Source organism: Marinicella gelatinilytica, assembly GCF_026410405.1.
GTDB classification, from domain to species: Bacteria; Pseudomonadota; Gammaproteobacteria; order Xanthomonadales; family Marinicellaceae; genus Marinicella; species Marinicella gelatinilytica.
The window spans coordinates 16458-36459 of sequence record NZ_JAPMLN010000002.1; the positions used below are offsets into that span (position 1 = coordinate 16458).

A 20002-nucleotide genomic window follows, 5' to 3' on the forward strand; every position below is an offset into this window, starting at 1 on the left:
AGTGAAGTTTTGGTTAATAATTGCGGCGAACCGCCAACAATCCAACTGATGACATGATTAAAATTAATATCAACACATTAAACTGGTTCAAAGTCGGAACTTGTTCAGCCATCGGGGTGCCACGGGCACAACCCTGACCATTGGCAATGGCCAATGACTCCACACCCACTAACGTGTCTGAAATATAGTCAGCTTGTCCGGTTTCAGTGTCAATTTTAAAAATACGTGAAGGGAACGGATTAAGTGGATCAGACAGGCGCAAATTAATAATCATCCATAATTGTCCCTCGGCATCAAAACTCATGCCGGAGCCATAGAGCTCAATACCACCACCTAAATTACCCAAAGAGCCAACCACAGTGGCATGAGCGGTATCTGGATTAATTTCGTATAAATTAAAATCACCGGAAGCTACGCCATAGAGACGATTGTCCCAAGAAGCTAAAGAAGTAAAGTTATGCCCGGTAGAGCCAATTAAATCGGCACGACCTGTTTCGGGATTAACCTGGTAAAGACTCTGATTATGTTTGACTGCCAAAAAAAGGCGCCCATCGCATGCAAAGGTCATGCCATAGTCGTGGTTTTCAGTGGATCTAGGAAAACCAAAATTCTGGTTAACGTTGGCCACCGGCAAGGCCCGCGCATCTGAAACCTCTATCTGCACCAAGGTCTTGGTATTATCGTCAGCACCATAAATGACATTATTAGCTGACAACGCCATGCCTTCAATGCCAATATAAGGGTCAGGTATACGTCCAAAACTCTTAAAATCGCCGCTCTCTAAGTCGATTTCAACAAGGTGATCAGGATAGTCAAAATTATCATCAGCCACCGCATACGCCTTAACTGCCATTACCTGAGTAGGCATGACCATAAAGACAAGGAATATAAGGACGGCTCGGCACATTTTATGATTATTATTTTTAAAATATCGTATGGAATCTGATATTAGCAAAAATAAAGTAGTGAAACAACTTATTTATTCTGATTCAACGGTATTTAAATTAATCGATATTGATTCAGGCGGATGTATGAGCTGTCCCGCCACATGTTGCACATACTGGTCAATATTATCATCATGTTTAAATTGGCCGTGAAGCGTCTTGGTCATGTGCAAATACCCCACATAAACAGAGTAAGCCAATAATGATTGCTGTTTTGCTTGGGTTTCAGTGTAGCCGATGTCTTGATAACATTGTTGCAAATGATTGAGTCGCTCAATGGTGACCTCTTTCAACACTTTAGAAACATAGCTGTGCTGCCTATCTGCTAACAATGTGGCGTAAATTAAATGACTTTGAAATGGTTCGGATGAGAGTAAAAACCAGGTTTTTAATCGCTCATAAGGATCACTCACAGACAAAACGCGTTTACTGATTACTTTATTATCTTCCTTACGCCAGCGCTTTAGCGCGGCTACAATTAAATCCTTTCGGTTGGTAAAATGCCAATAAAAACTGCCTTTTGTGACACCCAAAACTTTGGCAATCGTTTCCACAGCAACCGCACTGACACCTTGATTGGCAATCACTTCTAACGTCGCCAATTCCCAATCTTTTGGATTGAGTGACTTTTTCTTTGTGTTGTCGTTGACGGACTTACTTTGCTTCATCATGGCTTTATCATAACCACAAATTATAAACGGTCAATGAGAAATTCACATTTTCCATACGGTTGCGTATTGACATTCACTTTCACTGTCGCCATACTGTACCGTATGTTAAACTTTTTTAGGCGCGATCATGAGTTTTTTAGCTTTATTGGGTATGTATATTCTGGTCATTCTAGCCAGTGCTTACCTACGAACATCCGTTAAAACATGGACACTGGCCACAGCGGTGGTGTTGGGACTTTGTATTTTTCTGACCGATACTTCTTTTTGGGCAGCATTATTTATTGTCATCTTGTTCGCCGTTCCGGCTTTGTTTTTAAATATTAAGTCGATTAGGCAACAATATTTCACCCAGCATTTCTTAAAATTCTTCCGCAAAGCCTTACCACAACTATCTGAAACTGAGCGCGTGGCATTAGAAGCCGGCACCGTTCATTGGGATGCTGAATTATTTAGTGGCAAACCTAATTTCAAACGCTTACACGCCATGAAAAAACCGGAACTAACCACCGAGGAAAAAGCTTTTTTGGACGGTCCGGTACAAACTTTATGCGAAATGCTGGACGAACATGAATACAATCATGTGAAAGGCGATATGCCCAAAAAGGTATGGGATTTTATGGCCAAGGAAAAGTTTTTCGCGATGATTGTGCCTAAAGAATATAACGGCTTAGGTTTTTCTGCCCTGGCACACTCTTATGTACTCCAAAAAGTGGCTTCCCGGAGTGCCGTGGCTGCCGCTACGGTGGCAGTACCTAATTCGCTTGGGCCCGCAGAGCTGTTGTTACACTATGGCACTGAAGAACAGAAAAACCACTATTTACCGCGTTTATCAGCCGGTAAAGAAATTCCTTGTTTTGGTTTAACCGCACCCAGTGCCGGTTCAGATGCCACTTCAATTCCTGATATTGGCGTGGTCTGCAAAAAAACCATTGATGGTAAAGAAGTCTTGGGCATTAGTCTCACCTTTGACAAGCGCTATATTACATTGGCGCCTGTTGCCACTGTGGTCGGCTTAGCTTTCCAAATGACCGACCCCGATAAAATTTTAGGTGACAAAGCGCATTTGGGCATTACCTTGGCCCTCGTTCCAAGCGACACACCTGGTATGGAAATCGGACGTCGTCATTTACCTTTGGATGTTCTTTTTATGAACGGACCTGTACGTGGCAAAGATGTGTTTGTACCCATGGACACCATCATTGGCGGCGAGAAAATGATTGGACACGGCTGGCGTATGTTGTCAGAGGTGTTGGCCATAGGACGTGCCATATCCTTGCCTTCAAGCTCCACGGGTGGTGCCAAAATGGTGGCTTATTCCACCGGTGCCTATGCCCGTATTCGTAAACAGTTTAACTTGCCCATCGGTCGTTTTGAAGGTATCGAGGAAGCCTTATGTCGTATTGCCGGCAAAACCTATTCCTGTGCCGCTGTTTCTACCATGACTGCGGCTGCCGTGGATCGCGGTGAGAGACCTTCCGTGCCGTCAGCCATTGCTAAAATGCACGCCACTGATATGGCCCGTTCTATTATCTCCGATTCCATGGATATTCATGGCGGTAAAGGCATTATCATGGGGCCCAATAATTACCTGGGTCGAGCTTGGATGGGCGCACCGATTTGGATTACCGTTGAAGGTGCTAATATTTTAACCCGAAGTTTAATTATCTTTGGTCAAGGTGCCATTCGCTGCCATCCCTATGTTTTAAAAGAGATGGAAGCTGCCAATTTGGCAGACCAAGAAGAATCCCTGAAAACATTTGACCATTTGTTATTTAAACACATGGGCTATACATTCCAGAATGCCGTTCGTTCATTTTTCCAAGGCCTTGGCACGTGGCGACTTGAGCCCAGTCCCGGGGACAAGTTTACCAAACAGTTTTATTCTAAAATCACCCGCTACAGCGCTTCCTTTGGCTTTGCCTCAGATGTCGCGATGTTGAGCCTGGGTGGTTCATTGAAAAAACGTGAATCCACTTCCGCACGATTAGGTGACGTTTTGAGCCATTTATACATGGCTTCAGCTGTATTAAAGCGTTACTTGGACCAGGGTCAACACAGTGCTGATCAACCCGTGGTGGCATGGGCCATGCACCATCATTTCTATGAAATTGAACAAGCGTTGAAAATGCTGAGCTATAACTTCCCGAATAAGGCCATTGGTTTCATGCTGCGACGGGTGATTTTCCCCTTAGGCACACACGAATTGCCACCTGGCGACCGGCTTGGTCATAAAGTGGCAACTTTGTTGCTGTCACCCAATGAAACCCGCGATCGTTTATGCGACGGCATAGACACCCAGGTATCCAAAAACCACTTAGTCGCTAAAATGAATCAGGTTCTGGCTAAAGTGATTGACACTGAGCCTTTAGAGCGCCGAATTTTGAAAGCCCAAAAAAGTGGCGAGATTAATGCCATTGATCCGGTTGAACAGCTGAATCAAGCCTTAGAGCGCGATATTATAAATAAAAGTGAGTTCGACATCCTCTCTGAAGTCAGAAAGCTGGTGTCTGAGGTTATCGCGGTTGATGATTTCCCTCATGATGCCTTTGACAGAACTGAAGCCTATCAGCCAAAAGATGATGTAAAAATAGCCTTATAATAGTGATTTAATTTTGAACCCCTAAAGCCCGACTTGCTCGGGCTTTTTTTATTAGTTAACCGGGATTGGTGGTTTTGGTAAGGATTGATCAGATTCCAATAAGCCTAAAGATGTTAACTCGTTAAACATTTCAGATAAATACTGTTGCTCTGACAACCGTGGGTATTGATGACTGTGTATCAACACCGCAGCCATCACCTCAAATTCCAGCTGGTGACTGCTGTCAGTTTTAACCAATTTAGCCCGCATGTCAGCCAAAGCGTCAGTCACATCTTCAGGCTTTCTTGGTTGGCTTAAGATGGCTTGTCTTAATTGTTTAAAATAGCGATGCTGTGCTTGTGTCCCATAAACCAATTTTGACTTTATCAAAGCCGCATGTTCCCACACCCAGGCGCGATTTTGCTGATAATTTGCAAATTCAACTAGTGACGTCACCAAACTGCCTGAATTACCATTCGGTCGCAGTTGCAAATCAATGTCATACAAATGTCCATGATATAGCCTGGCAGTGAGATGGTGGGTAATTCTTTTCACCCAACGCTGCATAAAGTGGCGTTGATCATTGCTTAACTCCTCACAGTCCAGGACGAACACCAAGTCCATATCGGATGATAATTTCATTTGTCCCGAAGCCAAAGAACCATAAGCAATGACCATCAGCTGTTGACAAGTTATGATCGATTCCGGTGTCGGTTTTAATTTATGGCAAGTTTCCTTATGACTGTATTCAATCACCTGAGTTAAAATAAACTCAGCCAGTTGCGACAAGCGATGGCACGTCTGACGGTTATCTTTTTCTTCATTTAACCAGTCACATATGATTAAAAACTGAATACTGAGTTTAAAATACCGAAGTGCTTCCATCCACTGCTCCACATCGTCCCCTCGAATACGTGACTGCTGCCAGTAATCCTGTAACCACGACTCATCCAGATTTTCAGGTAAATCATGTGGTTCAAACAACAGCTCTAACAACACGGGAAACTGCGCCACCGTATTTGCCACATAATCATGTTGTTGCAATAATCGCAACAAAGCCACCAATACCGGTTGCTCTTTAACTAACATGGACAGATAACTGGGACGCTTTAAGATGGCCTTTATCACCTGAAGCAGTCGTTGCCATGTAATCTCGGGGGTTTGCTGGTCATCATGAAAGCCTTTAGGATCAGCTGCGGCATGCACGCGTTTTTCATTATGGGCATTCTCTGGAGACGACTGACGTCCTATTAATAGGGTTTGTTGGAGTAAATTATGAACTTTTTCACTGGTTGATTTGGGTAATCGCTGTAATGGTAATTCAGCCATTTTGGCATTGATAAGGCGTTGTTCATCAACGGTTAAAACCACTTCAACAGTCGCCATATCAGCAAATAAGTGTCGAAATATGCTGTCAATTTGCTGCCTGTATGTTGTTAGCTGGCGACAATAATCAGACCAATTTGACTGACCAAAAAATGCTGCAATATGATCCTGTAATGCTTTTGACATGGTAAATTCATGATTAGGCAAATCATCCACAGCCTGTATAATATTCTCACTTTTACGCAGCCACAACCAGCCATGACTTAAAATGTCCTTATCATGAGTCGATAGTTTTCGTGCCTCATACAGCTGCTGGATTTGTTGATAAATTGACACCCCTTGCAGCGTCTCATCACGACCACCAAAGGTCATTTGTAGAGATTGCACCACAAACTCCACCGACCGAATACCACCTAAACCATACTTTAAATCATCGGCTTCGTAATCAGTCAATAACGTCATGTCCGATTTAATTTTAGCCAAGGACTCAAAAACCGAATAATCTAAATGTCGGCGGTAGATAAATGGTTTAATGGTTGCCATAATACGCTCACCGGCTGTTTGATCTCCGGCCACCTGACGGGCACGCATCCAAGCAAAGCGCTCCCATTCACGCCCTTCGCTCAACAAATATTGGTGTAATGCATCTACAGAGCATGACAACGGGCCCACTGAACCAAAAGGTCGCAAGCGCATATCCACTTGATATACGCGACCAACATCTGTGTACTGATCGAGTAATTGAATTATGTGCTGTCCAATGCGATTAAAATAACGGCCGGCATCCAAACTCTTGTCACCATCTGAGGAACCACCTTGTTCGTAGATAAACACCAAATCAATGTCCGAGGAATAATTGAGTTCGCCGGAGCCCAGTTTACCCAAGGCAAAGATTTGTAATTGTTGTAATTGACCCGCTTCATCTCGCAATAAACCATAACGAGCAGACACATTTTCTACAGCGGCCTCATAGGCCTGTTGAATTAAAAAGTCAGCCAAATGGCTGACCGCATGTAACGCTGTCAAATGATTAACCACCGGCTGCAAGAAATCCTGAGAAGCGATATATGCCAAACGGGTTTGACGAAAACGACGCATAAAAGCCGCTAAGCTCAGGTGATGGTTTTGTTGACGACTTGTTTGCCAGTCTTGGGCTAATTGATAATCATCCAGTGTCGGATAGCGTTGCTGAATGTTGGATACGACTGGCCAATGCTGTTGTATGAAAGGAAAAGCCACCAACCAAGACGGTTCAACTGTCTCTGCTGAAGTATCCTCTGTTAACCTTGGTGGCGACACTTCAACGAGCTATTGACAATATTCTTTGATGGTTTGCTCAGCTTGTTGCAAGGCGTTGACCCGTTCTTCGTCAGACATACGAACCTGTTCACCGGTTTCCGGATCAATACGTGCTACTCGCACACTGGCGTTCAATGCGTCACGATTGGCTTTGGCTTGCTGGCACAGTTTTTGTTGATTGATTTTATCAGCCGCAGCCAGGGTTTTTTCTGCTTCTGCTCGCTGCTGTGAGGTTTCACTGTCAGCGTCTTGAACAGGGTCAGTTTTAGCGACAGGCTCAGATTTTTCAGGCGTTGGAGCCGGTTTGGCGGCTTTGATTTTTAAGGTATCGGCTTGTTGATTGGCCGGTTTTTTTTCTGAATAATGGATATTTCCGTCTTTGTCCACCCATTTATAGACCTTGGTGGCTGTCACAGCAGTCACACTAAATGCACAAAGCAAAAAAATGATACTTAATTTCATAACGTTCTCCACGTATAATAGTAACCAATAATAAAAATAATCATGGTAAATAGCAAGCACGACCATTTTATTTTCTGTACAATTAATTATCCGTTAATTAACAACTAAATATGACCAAGTTAGATACAGCCAAGAAAAAAGGTATTTATTTATTACCGAACTTATTTACCACCGGTGCACTTTTTTCCGGTTATTACGCCATTATTTCCGCCATTGCAGAGAAATATGAAATGGCTTGTTTAAGTATTTTTATCGCGGCTTTATTAGACGCCTTAGATGGTCGTGTGGCACGTTTAACCAATACCCAATCTGAATTTGGCGAGCAATATGACTCTTTATCTGATTTGGTGTCATTTGGTATCGCTCCATCGATACTCATGTTTAACTGGTCATTGATATACTTAGGTGAAATTCATCCCGTCCTCGGCAAAATTGGTTGGCTCGCGGCTTTTATTTACGCCGTCAGCGCAGCTTTACGGTTGGCACGATTTAACACCCAAATAGGTACTGTCGACAAGGCCTACTTTCAAGGACTGCCATCACCGGCAGCCGCGGCAGTTTTGGCATCTTTTGTCTGGGTTTGTTTGGATTTGGATCTGATTGGAAAAGATTTACGCTTTGTTGCTTTACCACTCACCATTATTGTGGGTTTATTGTTGGTATCAAGACTGCGTTATTATTCTTTTAAAACCATCAACTTTAAAGAAAACGTGTCTTTTATTTGGGTGCTGATGCTGGTACTTGTGTTTGTGTTATTGACCATTAAGATGCAATGGGTTTTATTCATCACTTTCACCGCTTACGCCATCTCCGGCATTGTGATGACGGTCCATAATGTTCGTAAAAAGCGACAATCAAAACGTGGCAAAAAATCCAAGGACAAAGATGACCAAGATATCACAACCTCTGATTAATGCATGTCTGAAAAACAAAATTTCTTTGCCACTGAAACCGACCAACAGTCAGCCGGCACCTTAGAGCAACTGTCTTTATTGGCTGATTTAAGCCAAAACTTCGTCAACACCATGAATATTGATGAAGTTTTGCACCGTGCAGTCAAACAAATACGTATTTATATGGATGCTGAAGCCGCCAGTATCTTTTTAGTGGATAAAAGCAAACAAAACCTCATATGCCGAGCCAGCTCCGGCCCTGTTGATATCACCAATATGTCCATCAAAATTGATAGTGGCATTATTGGACGCACTTATACCGAAGGCCGATGCCAGATTATTGAAGATGCAAAAAAAGACAGGGATTTTGTCTGTCATGTTGATACCTTGACCGGTTTTCAAACACGCTCAGTTTTATGCTCACCGCTTATCAATAATGGCCAAACCATTGGCGTTATTCAATTATTAAATCATCAGGAAAATGCTTTATTCGATACCCGCGATGTGGATATTTTGCGACTTTTGGCGACACCGCTTGCTTTGGCCATTGCCAATGCGCGTTATACACTCGAGTTTGTCGAACAAAAAAGACTCAAAAAAGAACTCACTTTGGCCAGACGATTACAGCGATCCTTATTACCCGGCCGCCAAGATCCCCCTTTCCCGGTGGTTGGCAGCAATTTATCAGCCAATGAGGTATCCGGTGATTTTTATGACTTTTTCACTTTAAATGACGGTACCGTTGGGTTTTTTATTGGTGATGTTTCCGGTAAAGGCGTTGATGCGGCCATGCTCATGGTACGTGCCAGTAGTTTATTGCGCTGGATTGGTAAAGACCAACTACCGCCGGGGCAATGGTTGGCCAAGGCCAACAAAGAACTGTGCGAAAAAGCTTCTCGCGGCTTGTTTGTCTGTGCTGCAGTGGGTTATTACCACCCTAGAACTGATACCGTAACCTGGTCAAATGCCGGTTTACCGCCGGTAATTTATATGTCACCGAATTGTGACATTGAAACTTGGCGAGCGGATGCGCCACCTTTAGGTATTAAAGCCAGCTCATTGTCTTTTGAGCAACAATCAAAAGTCCTTAACAATGGTGGTTTATATTTACTGACCGACGGACTCACAGATGCCCGTGACGAACATGATCAACGCATGGAGTTAGAGGGCGTCATCAAACACATTAAAGACATTGAGTCAGAAGCACCGGAAGTGAGAATTGGTAAGCTAATCACCGCCACTCGACGTAACCGCCTTAATGATGACGCCACCATTATACTCATTGAAAAACGGGATCATTTAACTGAACATATTTTATTGAACATTCAATTTCTGGCCGATCCCTGTGAATTAAAAATGGTGAGAGATCAGGTGAGTGAGGTTGTTAACGATGTGGGCTTTAATCCATCACAACAACAAAAAATCATATTGGCTCTGGATGAAGCCATCACCAACATTATCCGTCATGCCTATAAAAATACCGAAGACGGTGAAGTGGAATTAGCCATTTTACGCCAAGCCAATACATTAAGTTTTTATTTGCGGGATTTTGCACCGGAAGTCTACGACAGCAGCATTAAGCCCCGAGATTTAACTCAATTAAAACCGGGGCAAATGGGCATTAACTTTATCGATACTGTGATGGATTCTTGGGAATTTGCCACGCCAAAAGACGGATACGGTAATCTTTTAATTATGAAAAAAGAAATTGTCAAAGCCACAAGCGATTGATTAAGATGTCACCACTTGCTTAACAGCACATTCTTTAACCTATAAATCACACAATCATTATGTCTAATAAAATCATTTTAATGGCTTTGTTGTTGTTTTCATTAAACAGCCAAGCTGAACTTGTTCCGGTGGAGAATTTTGCCGCAAAATCTGACTTCATAAGCATGAAAATCTCACCTGATGGTAAACACATGGCGTTTACCTACGAACAGGATTCATCCATTAATTTGGGTGTTATGGACATGAAAACCAAAGAAGGTATTTATTCTTTTGAGATGGGCGATAACCGTGAAGTCGCTTTTTTCTATTGGGGCAACAATAAACGGCTCATTATTCAAAGCCAGCGAATAACCGGCTGGTTAGATGGTGCCCCCAAATACCCAGAACTGTTTAGCGCCGATTATAATGGCAAAAATAGACAGATGCTGTGGGATTTTCAACGCTCATTTGTAAGCGCTGTATCATTACTAGAAAATGATAAAGATCACGTTCTTGTTTCTAAACATCATTATTCTGATAATTTCAGTGCCAAACTTCAACGACTTAATATTAATAATGGCAAAATGTTATTTGTTGCAGACTCACCTAAAATCACAGGTGGTTTGGATTCCCGCATCTTATATATTGCCGTAGATAGTGATGAGAATCCGCGATTTGCTCTCGAATACGATCCTGTTGTAGCTGAAAACTTTGAAGATGATATGACTTATTTACATATCAAAAACAAAAATGGAAATTGGCAAATCTTAGAACTGGATGTCCAGCATGACAAACAACCAACCATTAACGGTCTGGGTTTTAACAAAGATAATTCAAAGTTTTATTTTACCTCTAATCATGACTTAGATCACAACGGCAACACCGGTTTGTTTGTTTTAGACTACAAAGACAATAGCATTTCTAAACTATTCCGTCATGAAGACGTTAATATTGGCAGTGCTCTATTCGGTCGAGATAATCAAGTGATTGGTGTCAGTTATGAAGCCGGATATCCAGGGTATTATTATATTGATGATAAGGGCAATACGGAAGATATTACACTTCATAAACAATTACGCGCGACATTCAAAGGTCAAGAAATTGTCATAAGTAGTTATACCAAAAACCGTAAAATGGCTACCCTTATGGCTTACAGCGATAAAAACCCAGGAACCCATTATCTCTATGATTTAAAAAACCAAAAAATTGAATTCTTATCCAACAGCAAAACTGGGATAGACTCAAAACAAATGGCGGCTGTTGAGCCCTTCACTTTACAAGCTCGAGACGGTTTAAAAATGTATGGTCAAATGACTTTACCACCGGGCAAAGAATTAAAAGATCTGCCATTGGTTATCTTTCCACATGGCGGACCTTATGGAGCAATAGATCGTTGGGGCTGGAATGCCCGCGCACAACTACTGGCATCACGCGGTTATCTGGTTATCCAGTTAAACTATCGTGGTTCAGGTGGTTATGGTGAAGACTTCCAGGAAGCCGGTTACGGTGAATGGGGCACCACCATGCAGGACGATTTAACCGATGCCACTTTATGGGCAGTCAATAAAGGCTATGCTGATAAAGACCGCTTGTGTATTCATGGCGTTAGTTATGGCGGCTATGCGGCTTTAAATGCGGTTGTGCGTGAACCAGATTTATATAAGTGTTCAATCCCGGATGCCGGTTTATATGAAATCGAATTGCAATGGGATAAAGCCGACTCTTTTAAAGGTCGCCCCAAAGCCAAAGAAAATTATAAGAAACAGAGCTTTGGAAGTACAGATAAAGCCGTTTTAGATGCCCGTTCTCCGGCTTTACATGTCGATAAAATTAAAGCTGCTTTGTTACTGGTACATGGTACAGAAGATGTCCGGGTGCCCATTGATAATGCTTATTTTCTTGAAAAACAATTACAAAAAGCCGGCAAATCTTATGAGAAAATCTATCGCGAAGACGGTCACGGTTTTCAAAAAGTACCTTATCGCGTTGAATTGTACAATAAAATGCTGGCTTTCTTAGATGAACACATTGGTGATAAAGCCCAGGTATCTGAATAAGCAAGCCAACCTTACGTATAGAAGTTTGCGGGCGCTCATGAGATAATAGACCGGTTTTTTTAACCGTTATTATCTGATGACACAAGCGTCCGCACAACCACGCCATATTTTAATCACTTCCGCCCTGCCGTATGCCAGCGGTTCCTTACATTTAGGCCATTTGGTCGAGCATACCCAATCGGATATCTGGGCGCGTCTCATGCGCAGCTTAGGCCATGATGTTAAATACCTGTGTGCCGATGATGCCCATGGCACCCCCATTATGCTAATGGCAGAAAAACAAGGTGTCAGCCCCGAACAGCTGGTGGACTCTATGCGGGAAGAACATTGGCGGGATTTACAGGCTTTTGGCATTTCCTATGATCATTACCATTCCACCCATTCAGATGAAAATCTTGAATTAGTTACCGATATATACAATAAGCTCAAAGCCGCCGGTCATATCGAAGAAAAGATTATAGAACAATACTATGACCCGGAAAAAAATATGTTCTTACCGGATCGTTTTTTGCGCGGCACTTGTCCTAAATGTGGTGCTGATGACCAATACGGTGACAACTGTGAGGTCTGTGGTGCGTCGTATGATCCGGCAGATCTGAAAAACCCAACATCAGCGGTCAGTGGCGCCACGCCAATTCTAAAAGAATCCAAACATTTATTTGTTAATCTGCAAAACTTCGAAAGTATGCTGAAACAATGGATATCCTCAGGCTCTCTACAAGACGAAGTGCGCAATAAACTCAAAGAATGGTTTGAGGCCGGTTTACAATCCTGGGACATTTCCCGTGATGCGCCTTATTTTGGTTTTCAAATTCCCGGTGAAACCGATAAATACTTTTATGTGTGGATGGATGCACCGGTGGGTTATCTGGCTTGCTTGAAATATGTTTGTGAGCAAAATGGCGAAGACTTCAGCCCCTGGATTGATCCTGACAGCGACCATGAAATGGTGCATTTTATTGGTAAGGATATTCTCTATTTTCATGCCTTGTTTTGGCCGGCCATGTTATATGGTGCCGGTATGAAGTTACCCAATGCCGTCTATGCCCATGGGTTTTTAACCGTGAACGGCACCAAAATGAGTAAATCCCGCGGCACCTTTATCAAAGCCTCCACTTATCTTCAGCACTTAAACCCGGATTATTTACGTTATTATTTTGCCGCCAAATTATCCGACAGTCTGGTGGATATTGACCTGAACATGGACGATTTCAGACAACGTGTGAACAGTGACCTGGTCGGCAAGGTAATAAATATCGCGTCCAGAACAGCCGGTTTTATTAAAAAGAAATTTAATTTAACGCTGGCAGACAGCATGGATCAAGCGGATTTATATGCCCACTTTTTATCACACCACACGCAAATCGCTCAATTATTTGAAGCCCGAAAATATAATGCCGCCATTCGATTAATTATGCAACTAGCCGATCAGGCCAATCAATACATTGCCGAAAAAGAGCCCTGGGCAGCCATTAAAGATGACAGTCGGCTGGATGAAGTCCATCAAGTATGTACCACCGGCTTGAACTTATTTCGGGCTTTAATGACCTGGTTGGCACCGGTGATTCCCGATACCGCCAAAAAAGCCGCTGATTTTCTGAATACCGATTTAAAACATTGGCATGCTGCTGAAAGCCCTTTGTTAAATCACAGCATTAAAGCCTTTAAACCCTTGTTACAACGGATTGAAGCTGATACCTTGGAAACCATTATGGAACAGAGCAAAGAAGATTTAAAAGCCGCACAACAAACACCGGTAAAAGGTCCCCTCGCTGATGACCCCATCAGTGATGAAATTAGCTTTGAGGATTTTGCTAAACTTGATTTTCGCGTTGCCACCATTGTCGCCGCCAACGATGTCCCCAAAGCCGATAAATTACTGCAACTGACCTTAGACATCGGCGGTGTTGAAAAAAATGTTTTCGCCGGCATTAAAGCCGCTTATAAGCCGGAAGACCTTGTCGGACGTAAAACTGTTATGGTGGCCAATTTAGCGCCACGAAAAATGCGTTTTGGCTTGTCAGAAGGTATGGTTTTGGCTGCCGGTCCCGGTGGTGAGGATATTTTCTTATTAACGCCGGATGATGGAGCAAAACCCGGCATGCGGGTGAAATAACGCAAACTTAAGTGAAAGGTAGATGACCGGTTTATTTGTAATTTTTATCAGCGCCGCTTTCGTGAACAACTTTGTGTTGGTTCGCTTTCTCGGACTGTGCCCGTTTATGGGGGTGTCCACACAGTATAAATCGGCGCTTGGTATGAGTTATGCCACCGCCTTTGTACTGACCTTATCGTCGATTGTCAGTTATTTGGTCAATGAATATTTACTGGTGCCGCTTGAGATCGAATACCTCAAAACCTTGAGTTTTATTCTGGTGATTGCCGTCACCGTACAAATGACCGAGATGATATTGCACAAATCCTCGCCAATGCTTTATCAGGTACTGGGTTTATTTTTACCTCTAATTACCACTAATTGTGCGGTTTTGGGTGTGGCTTTGCTGAATGTGCAACAACAAAACAGTTTATTAGAATCAGCCTTTTTTGGTTTTGGCGCAGCGGTTGGTTTCGGCTTGGTTCTGGTCCTTTTTTCAGCCATTCGTGAGCGCTTAGAAATGGCCAATATTCCGCAATCCTTTCAAGGCATTCCCATTGCCCTGATTACCGCCGGCATTATGGCGCTGGCCTTTATGGGTTTTAGCGGTATGGTGAGCACATGATAAATTATGTGTTGGCATTAGCGGGCATGTTGCTGTTAGCCACTTTGTTCGGTGTTTTGATTGTCTGGGTGGCCCGCAAGTTTAAAGTGGAAGGCAATCCGGTGGTGGAACAAATCAACCAGGTGCTGCCGCAAACCCAATGTGGTCAATGCGGCTACCCCGGCTGTAAACCCTATGCCGAAGCCATCGCCAAAGGCGAAGCGCCGATTAACCAATGTCCACCGGGTGGTCAGGAAGGCATTCGCAAATTGGCCGCATTGCTGGATGTGGAAGAACTTGAACTTAATCCTGAAAACGGTGAAGAGGAATCTGTCGATACCATTGTTGAGATTGTGGAAGCCGACTGCATCGGCTGCACCAAATGTATTCAGGTGTGTCCGGTGGATGCCATTGTCGGTGCCGCCAAGCATATGCACACCATTATCGGTGATGAATGTACCGGTTGCGACTTATGTATTCCGGCCTGCCCGGTGGATTGCATTATTCAAATTCCGGCACCGCTACCCAGCCGCATTCATCGTCAGGAAAAACCGCGATTGATGAAAACCATCGAAGAGGCTCAACAATGGCCGAGTTAAAAGACCGACTATCGACCTTTCACGGCGGCCTGGTCCTCAAACACCATAAGGAATTATCCGCAGGCAGTGAAGTCACCGAAGTTGACCGGCCCAGGTCTCTAACCATTTCATTACGTGTTAATCGCGGTCATGTTTCCGAGCCGGTGGTTGCTGTGGGTGATCGGGTCAATAAATATCAGATCATTGCCCAGCCCATTCATCCATTTGGCGTGGTGGTGCATGCGCCCTATTCCGGCACCATCCGCGCCATTGAAGAACGACCCACCGCAGCACCTGATGCAGAATCCGCACCCTGCATTATTTTGGATACTGATGACCGTGATGATGCCACCGACTATATGCCTCCGTTGACAGAATTCAACCGCCAAACCCTGATAAACCGTATGCGTGAAGCCGGTATTTTGGGCATGGGTGGAGCCGGTTTTCCCACCCATGCCAAATATGATCATCATACACAAGACATGGAAACCTTACTCATTATTAATGGTGCCGAGTGCGAACCTTATATCACCTGTGATGAGCGGTTAATGCTGGATCAACCCGAAGCGTTGATTAAAGGCACTGATTTACTCATGCAAGCAGCAACAGCCAGCCGAGCGGTGATTGCCATTGAAGATAATTTAGGCGGTGTTAAGTCATTATTAGATAAAACCATCAAACAGCTGGGATTAGAAACCATCGATGTTGTTAAAGTACCAACCATTTATCCAACCGGTGGTGAAAAGCAATTGATTAAGGTGCTCACAGGTCTCGAAGTACCCAGTGGTCAAACACCCTTATCCTTGGGTATCATCATGCAGAATGTCGCCACCACCAAAGCCGTTTATGATGCTGTTGAACATAACCGACCATTAACCCAGAGATTGGTCACGGTAACCGGCGATCAGGTTGGTCGACCGGGTAATTATTTAACAGCGATTGGAACCCCTTTCTATCATTTATTGGCGTTGGCTGACTGCCCCATGTCTGAAATAGACAAACTGGTGGTGGGAGGTCCAATGATGGGTTATCCCATGCCATCCGCAGATATTGCTGTCGATAAAACCACCAATTGTCTGTTGTTACTAACAGCAGACAGCAGTAAACCGGATTTGACTACCTTGCCTTGTATTCGCTGTGGTGATTGTGTCAAAGCCTGTCCTCAGGATTTATTACCACAACAGCTGTTTTGGTATATTCAAGGCGATGATTTGGAGAAAGCCCGTGACCACCATGTGTTTGACTGTATTGAATGCGGCGCCTGTTCTTGGGTTTGTCCAAGCCATATTGATTTGGTCAGTTATTATCGGTACGCAAAATCTGAATTAACCTATCAGGATTATAAAAAAGCCAAAGCACAATTGGCCAAACAACGTCATGAAAACCGTGAGCAACGCTTAGAGGACATTAAAGCAGAACGTCAAGCCAAACGACGAGCTAAAACAGACAAACTCAAGAACAAAAGTCAGGCTAAGCAAGAGATTTCCGCGGTATTGGATCGTCTTAAAAACAAACCCAAAGATGATGGGGAATCTTCATGACAGGTCAGTTAAACACCTCAGGCTCACCCCATATACCAGCGCGTTTTAGCGTCACAAAAGTCATGGGATGGGTGCTGATAGCCCTTATTCCTGCTATTTTTGCGCTTTTATTTTATTTTGGTATCGGTTTAATCGTGCAAATTACATTAGCCACCCTTGCCGGCTATTTATTTGAATGGTGGTCTTTAACGTGGCGACATCAGCCATTGAAACCATTTTTGACCGATTTAACGGTGCCGGTCACTGCGGTGTTATTTGCCTTATGCTTATCACCGATTGCGCCTTGGTATGTGGCGGTGGTCGGTATGTTTTTTGCCATTGTGGTGGCTAAACATTTATACGGTGGATTAGGTAATAATATATTTAATCCCGCCATGGTGGCTTTTGCCACCATCTTGGTGGCTTTCCCACAATCCATGTCTTTATGGCTACCACCGACCGGCTTGACTCAATTTGGTGAGCTACAAACCATTGATTGGAAACATACGCTGTCCATCATTTTTGTGGGCATACAAAACTCAGATTTAGCGGTGGACGCCGTCACTGCTGCCACCCCTTTGACCGCCTTAAAAACCGGACTACAACAGGGCTTTTCACAAAGCGAAATTGTGCAGGGAATGGTATTCGGCGATTTCGGCGGTTTGGGTTGGGAGTGGATCGCCAATTGGTTATTTTTGGGCGGTTTGGTATTACTGTATAAACGCATCATCACCTGGCATGTGCCGGCAGCAGTGTTGATGACCACGGTTGCGATTTCCACACCCTTTTATTTATTCAACGCTGACATTTATATGTCACCGCAACAACATATTTTTTCCGGCGGCATTATGCTCGCGGCATTTTTTATTGCCACCGACCCCACTTCGGGGTGTTCCTCTCATCGCGGCAAACTCATATTTGGTGCCGGCGTGGCCATTTTAACGGTGTTGATTCGTAATTTTGGTGCTTATCCCGATGGTGTCGCTTTTGCGGTGTTATTGATGAATCTATCAGCACCTTTGATTGATCGCTTGACCATCCCAAAACCCTACGGCAAAAAAGGTCACCCATGAACCAAAAAGCCAAAAATAACAATCATCGACAATGGACCTTACCGGTTATTTTAGCGGTCATTACTCTGGTGACCAGCGCGGTACTTATGCTGACCCATGAATTAACCAAAGACACCATTGAACGACAACGTTTAGAGGCACGTCTTAAGTCTTTACAAAAGCTGTTACCGGAAAGCTTGGTTGATAATGATGTGATTGCCGATGCTGTAACAATTTTTGAACCGGAATTATTAGGTCACCGCGGTCCCAAACAATTATACATGGCTCAAAAAAATGGCCACATCACTGCAGTCGCCATTCCGGTGGTGGCTCGCAATGGTTATTCAGGTGATATTGAACTCATGGTGGGTGTTACCGTTGCCGGTGAGATAACCGATGTTGCCATCATCAACCACAAAGAAACACCCGGATTGGGCGATTTAATCGATCGCAATAAAAGTGATTGGTTACAACAGTTTCCCGGTCGCTCATTGACCAATCCGGAAACCAAAAATTGGAAAGTGCGTAAAGACGGTGGCCAATTCGACCAAATTACCGCCGCCACCATCACCCCACGAGCGGTGGTCGGTGCCATCAAAAAAGCCTTACAATACCAGCAATCGTTATCACTTGATGACTTTAACAAGGAGGCCGGAACTAATGAGTGAGTTTATGAAAACCCGACTCTGGGACAATAATGCCGCTTTGGTACAAATGCTCGGCTTATGCCCGTTATTGGCGGTGTCCAACACCGTTATTAATGCTTTAGGAATGGGTATTGCCACAGTCACAGTGGTGGTGGTGACCAACTTCTTGGTGTCATTAATTCGCCCGATTACCCGCCAAGAAATTCGCATTCCTCTATTTGTTTTACTGATTGCCAGCGTGGTCACAGTGATTGAGATGGTGATGAATGCGTATTTTCATCAACTGTATTTAATCCTGGGTATTTTTATCCCCTTAATTGTTACCAATTGCCTGATCATGGGTCGTGCTGAAGCTTATGCTTCAAAAAACCCGTTGTGGTCAGCCGTTAAAGATGGTTTTTTTGTGGGCTTGGGTTTTGCTTTGGTGATGGTTGCTATTGGCACCATGCGCGAACTCCTGGGACAAGGAACCTTATTCAGCCAAGCACATTTGCTATTTGGCGAATGGGGTCATCACATGACTTTAACCGTTATCCCTGAATACAGTGGATTTCTGGTGGCGGTGTTACCACCCGGGGCATTCTTTGCTCTCGCCATTTTAGTGGCTTTGAAAAATAAACGTGATGCACAACAAAAAGAAAAGCTGAAACGAGCACAAACACATTCCGAAACAGCCACTGAATCGTCGTGACCAATCCGCTTTATTGTTTATACCTGCTCAATTGTGATAATGACATACTCTATACTGGGATTGCCATCAATCCCGTGCAACGCCTAAAACATCACCAATCAAAAAAACCACCGGGTGCTAAATTCACCCGGCGATTTAAGGATCTGAAATTGGTCTATCAAGTAACTGTTGGTAACCGCTCACAAGCACAGAATTTAGAGTACCACGTCAAGCAATTATGTAAACAAGACAAAATCACCGTCATAGAACAGCAATTATCCTTGACGGAGTTACAAGATTTTATCTCACTTAAAACTGTTTAAACATCCTTATATTCAAACACTTTAACGACTCGATGCACACCTCTCAAGTGACGCACCCGTTCTACCACAGCATCAGCTTCAGCTCGGGTCACTTTACCCATCAAAAACACTTCACCATTGGCCACAGTTATTTTTACCCGTGTCGGGTCAAAGTCGGGGATATCAATTTTCAACAACGATCCTTTGGCTTTTGAAGCGATGTATTTATCCTTGGTACGGCGACCCATTTTGGAGACTTCTTCAACAGTCTTTAATTGATTAACGACTTTCATGACACCATCTTTAACAGCAGCCGCATCTTCTGCGCGTATCCGGTCTTGAGAATTTTCCACTTCACCGGCCAATAACACCACACCATTATAGGTATCTACTTTAATACGGGTATCTTCCTCAACTTGTTTACGGATTTCGTTTTTAACACTGGCGGTAATAATTTTATCGTCCAGAACCTGACCACTGGAACGGCGATCATGGGCGACATTAACGCCTGTGACAATGGCACTACCAATCAAAACGGCACCACAACCATTGAGTAACAGACCGCACATGAATATTAGAATTATTTTTTTCATC

The 20002-nt window shown here is 43.7% G+C and carries 17 protein-coding genes; 12 read left to right on the forward strand and 5 right to left on the reverse strand.

Going from position 1 to position 20002, the window contains the following annotated elements:
- Window positions 1-13: 13 nt before the first annotated feature.
- Together OS173_RS01570 and OS173_RS01575 are read right to left on the reverse strand one after the other, a co-directional pair.
- Window positions 14-868, reverse strand: coding sequence for an NHL repeat-containing protein (locus tag OS173_RS01570; RefSeq protein WP_267182517.1), 855 nt, complete (start codon window positions 866-868; stop codon window positions 14-16).
- A gap of 111 nt (window positions 869-979) precedes the next feature.
- Complete coding sequence (locus OS173_RS01575; protein ID WP_267182518.1) at window positions 980-1615, reverse strand: TetR/AcrR family transcriptional regulator; 636 nt, start codon at window positions 1613-1615, stop codon at window positions 980-982.
- Between the two features lie 127 nt (window positions 1616-1742).
- Here OS173_RS01575 and OS173_RS01580 point away from each other — a divergent pair, with 127 nt between their 5' ends.
- A complete protein-coding gene (locus OS173_RS01580; RefSeq protein ID WP_267182519.1) occupies window positions 1743-4214 on the forward strand; it encodes an acyl-CoA dehydrogenase in 2472 nt (823 codons plus the stop codon).
- A 51-nt stretch (window positions 4215-4265) separates the two neighbouring features.
- Here the strand turns inward: OS173_RS01580 and glnE are convergent, their stop codons facing one another.
- Window positions 4266-6818: a bifunctional [glutamate--ammonia ligase]-adenylyl-L-tyrosine phosphorylase/[glutamate--ammonia-ligase] adenylyltransferase gene (gene glnE, locus OS173_RS01585; RefSeq protein WP_267182520.1), complete on the reverse strand. Its 2553-nt coding sequence runs from the start codon at window positions 6816-6818 to the stop codon at window positions 4266-4268.
- Between the two features lie 9 nt (window positions 6819-6827).
- Window positions 6828-7280 (reverse strand): DUF4124 domain-containing protein, encoded by a 453-nt coding sequence (locus tag OS173_RS01590; RefSeq protein ID WP_267182521.1) that lies wholly within the window; start codon window positions 7278-7280, stop codon window positions 6828-6830.
- Between the two features lie 110 nt (window positions 7281-7390).
- Here OS173_RS01590 and pssA point away from each other — a divergent pair, with 110 nt between their 5' ends.
- The 11 genes from pssA to OS173_RS01645 all read left to right on the forward strand — a co-directional run bounded on the left by pssA (window position 7391) and on the right by OS173_RS01645 (window position 19429).
- Window positions 7391-8194, forward strand: coding sequence for a CDP-diacylglycerol--serine O-phosphatidyltransferase (gene pssA / locus OS173_RS01595; RefSeq protein WP_267182522.1), 804 nt, complete (start codon window positions 7391-7393; stop codon window positions 8192-8194).
- Window positions 8195-8197: 3 nt separating this feature from the next.
- A complete protein-coding gene (locus OS173_RS01600) occupies window positions 8198-9904 on the forward strand; it encodes a SpoIIE family protein phosphatase (RefSeq protein ID WP_267182523.1) in 1707 nt (568 codons plus the stop codon).
- A 59-nt stretch (window positions 9905-9963) separates the two neighbouring features.
- The gene (locus OS173_RS01605; protein ID WP_267182524.1) at window positions 9964-11940 is read left to right on the forward strand and encodes an alpha/beta hydrolase family protein; all 1977 of its coding nucleotides are present in this window, start codon (window positions 9964-9966) and stop codon (window positions 11938-11940) included.
- 76 nt (window positions 11941-12016) lie between these two features.
- On the forward strand, window positions 12017-14056 hold the full coding sequence (gene metG, locus OS173_RS01610; protein WP_267182525.1) for a methionine--tRNA ligase: 2040 nt from the start codon (window positions 12017-12019) through the stop codon (window positions 14054-14056).
- Between the two features lie 22 nt (window positions 14057-14078).
- Window positions 14079-14660, forward strand: a complete 582-nt coding sequence (gene rsxA, locus OS173_RS01615; RefSeq protein ID WP_267182526.1) for an electron transport complex subunit RsxA — start codon at window positions 14079-14081, stop codon at window positions 14658-14660.
- The gene (rsxB, locus tag OS173_RS01620) at window positions 14657-15238 is read left to right on the forward strand and encodes an electron transport complex subunit RsxB (protein ID WP_267182527.1); all 582 of its coding nucleotides are present in this window, start codon (window positions 14657-14659) and stop codon (window positions 15236-15238) included. Before rsxA ends, rsxB begins: the two co-directional genes overlap by 4 nt.
- Window positions 15226-16758: an electron transport complex subunit RsxC gene (rsxC, locus tag OS173_RS01625; protein ID WP_267182528.1), complete on the forward strand. Its 1533-nt coding sequence runs from the start codon at window positions 15226-15228 to the stop codon at window positions 16756-16758. The genes rsxB and rsxC overlap by 13 nt, the downstream gene beginning before the upstream one ends.
- On the forward strand, window positions 16755-17810 hold the full coding sequence (locus OS173_RS01630) for an RnfABCDGE type electron transport complex subunit D (RefSeq protein ID WP_267182529.1): 1056 nt from the start codon (window positions 16755-16757) through the stop codon (window positions 17808-17810). The genes rsxC and OS173_RS01630 overlap by 4 nt, the downstream gene beginning before the upstream one ends.
- Window positions 17807-18457 carry an electron transport complex subunit RsxG gene (gene rsxG / locus OS173_RS01635; RefSeq protein ID WP_267182530.1) on the forward strand — a complete coding sequence of 217 codons (651 nt, stop codon included), beginning with the start codon at window positions 17807-17809 and terminating at the stop codon, window positions 18455-18457. Before OS173_RS01630 ends, rsxG begins: the two co-directional genes overlap by 4 nt.
- On the forward strand, window positions 18450-19127 hold the full coding sequence (locus OS173_RS01640; protein ID WP_267182531.1) for an electron transport complex subunit E: 678 nt from the start codon (window positions 18450-18452) through the stop codon (window positions 19125-19127). Before rsxG ends, OS173_RS01640 begins: the two co-directional genes overlap by 8 nt.
- Entirely contained in the window at window positions 19124-19429 is a 306-nt protein-coding gene (locus tag OS173_RS01645; protein ID WP_267182532.1) for a GIY-YIG nuclease family protein, read from the forward strand. Before OS173_RS01640 ends, OS173_RS01645 begins: the two co-directional genes overlap by 4 nt.
- Here the strand turns inward: OS173_RS01645 and OS173_RS01650 are convergent.
- On the reverse strand, window positions 19426-20001 hold the full coding sequence (locus OS173_RS01650; RefSeq protein ID WP_267182533.1) for a BON domain-containing protein: 576 nt from the start codon (window positions 19999-20001) through the stop codon (window positions 19426-19428). The genes OS173_RS01645 and OS173_RS01650 overlap by 4 nt on opposite strands.
- Between the last annotated feature and the right edge of the window lies 1 nt (window position 20002).

What these genes read in the sequence shown, in the direction of transcription:
- OS173_RS01570 (WP_267182517.1), bottom strand. Translation starts at nt 868, where the DNA reads ATGCCTACTCAGGTAATGGCAGTTAAGGCGTATGCGGTGGCTGATGAT.
- OS173_RS01575 (WP_267182518.1), bottom strand. Translation starts at nt 1,615, where the DNA reads ATGATGAAGCAAAGTAAGTCCGTCAACGACAACACAAAGAAAAAGTCA.
- OS173_RS01580 (WP_267182519.1), top strand. Translation starts at nt 1,743, where the DNA reads ATGAGTTTTTTAGCTTTATTGGGTATGTATATTCTGGTCATTCTAGCC.
- OS173_RS01590 (WP_267182521.1), bottom strand. Translation starts at nt 7,280, where the DNA reads ATGAAATTAAGTATCATTTTTTTGCTTTGTGCATTTAGTGTGACTGCT.
- pssA (WP_267182522.1), top strand. Translation starts at nt 7,391, where the DNA reads ATGACCAAGTTAGATACAGCCAAGAAAAAAGGTATTTATTTATTACCG.
- OS173_RS01600 (WP_267182523.1), top strand. Translation starts at nt 8,198, where the DNA reads ATGTCTGAAAAACAAAATTTCTTTGCCACTGAAACCGACCAACAGTCA.
- OS173_RS01605 (WP_267182524.1), top strand. Translation starts at nt 9,964, where the DNA reads ATGTCTAATAAAATCATTTTAATGGCTTTGTTGTTGTTTTCATTAAAC.
- metG (WP_267182525.1), top strand. Translation starts at nt 12,017, where the DNA reads ATGACACAAGCGTCCGCACAACCACGCCATATTTTAATCACTTCCGCC.
- rsxA (WP_267182526.1), top strand. Translation starts at nt 14,079, where the DNA reads ATGACCGGTTTATTTGTAATTTTTATCAGCGCCGCTTTCGTGAACAAC.
- rsxB (WP_267182527.1), top strand. Translation starts at nt 14,657, where the DNA reads ATGATAAATTATGTGTTGGCATTAGCGGGCATGTTGCTGTTAGCCACT.
- rsxC (WP_267182528.1), top strand. Translation starts at nt 15,226, where the DNA reads ATGGCCGAGTTAAAAGACCGACTATCGACCTTTCACGGCGGCCTGGTC.
- OS173_RS01630 (WP_267182529.1), top strand. Translation starts at nt 16,755, where the DNA reads ATGACAGGTCAGTTAAACACCTCAGGCTCACCCCATATACCAGCGCGT.
- rsxG (WP_267182530.1), top strand. Translation starts at nt 17,807, where the DNA reads ATGAACCAAAAAGCCAAAAATAACAATCATCGACAATGGACCTTACCG.
- OS173_RS01640 (WP_267182531.1), top strand. Translation starts at nt 18,450, where the DNA reads ATGAGTGAGTTTATGAAAACCCGACTCTGGGACAATAATGCCGCTTTG.
- OS173_RS01650 (WP_267182533.1), bottom strand. Translation starts at nt 20,001, where the DNA reads ATGAAAAAAATAATTCTAATATTCATGTGCGGTCTGTTACTCAATGGT.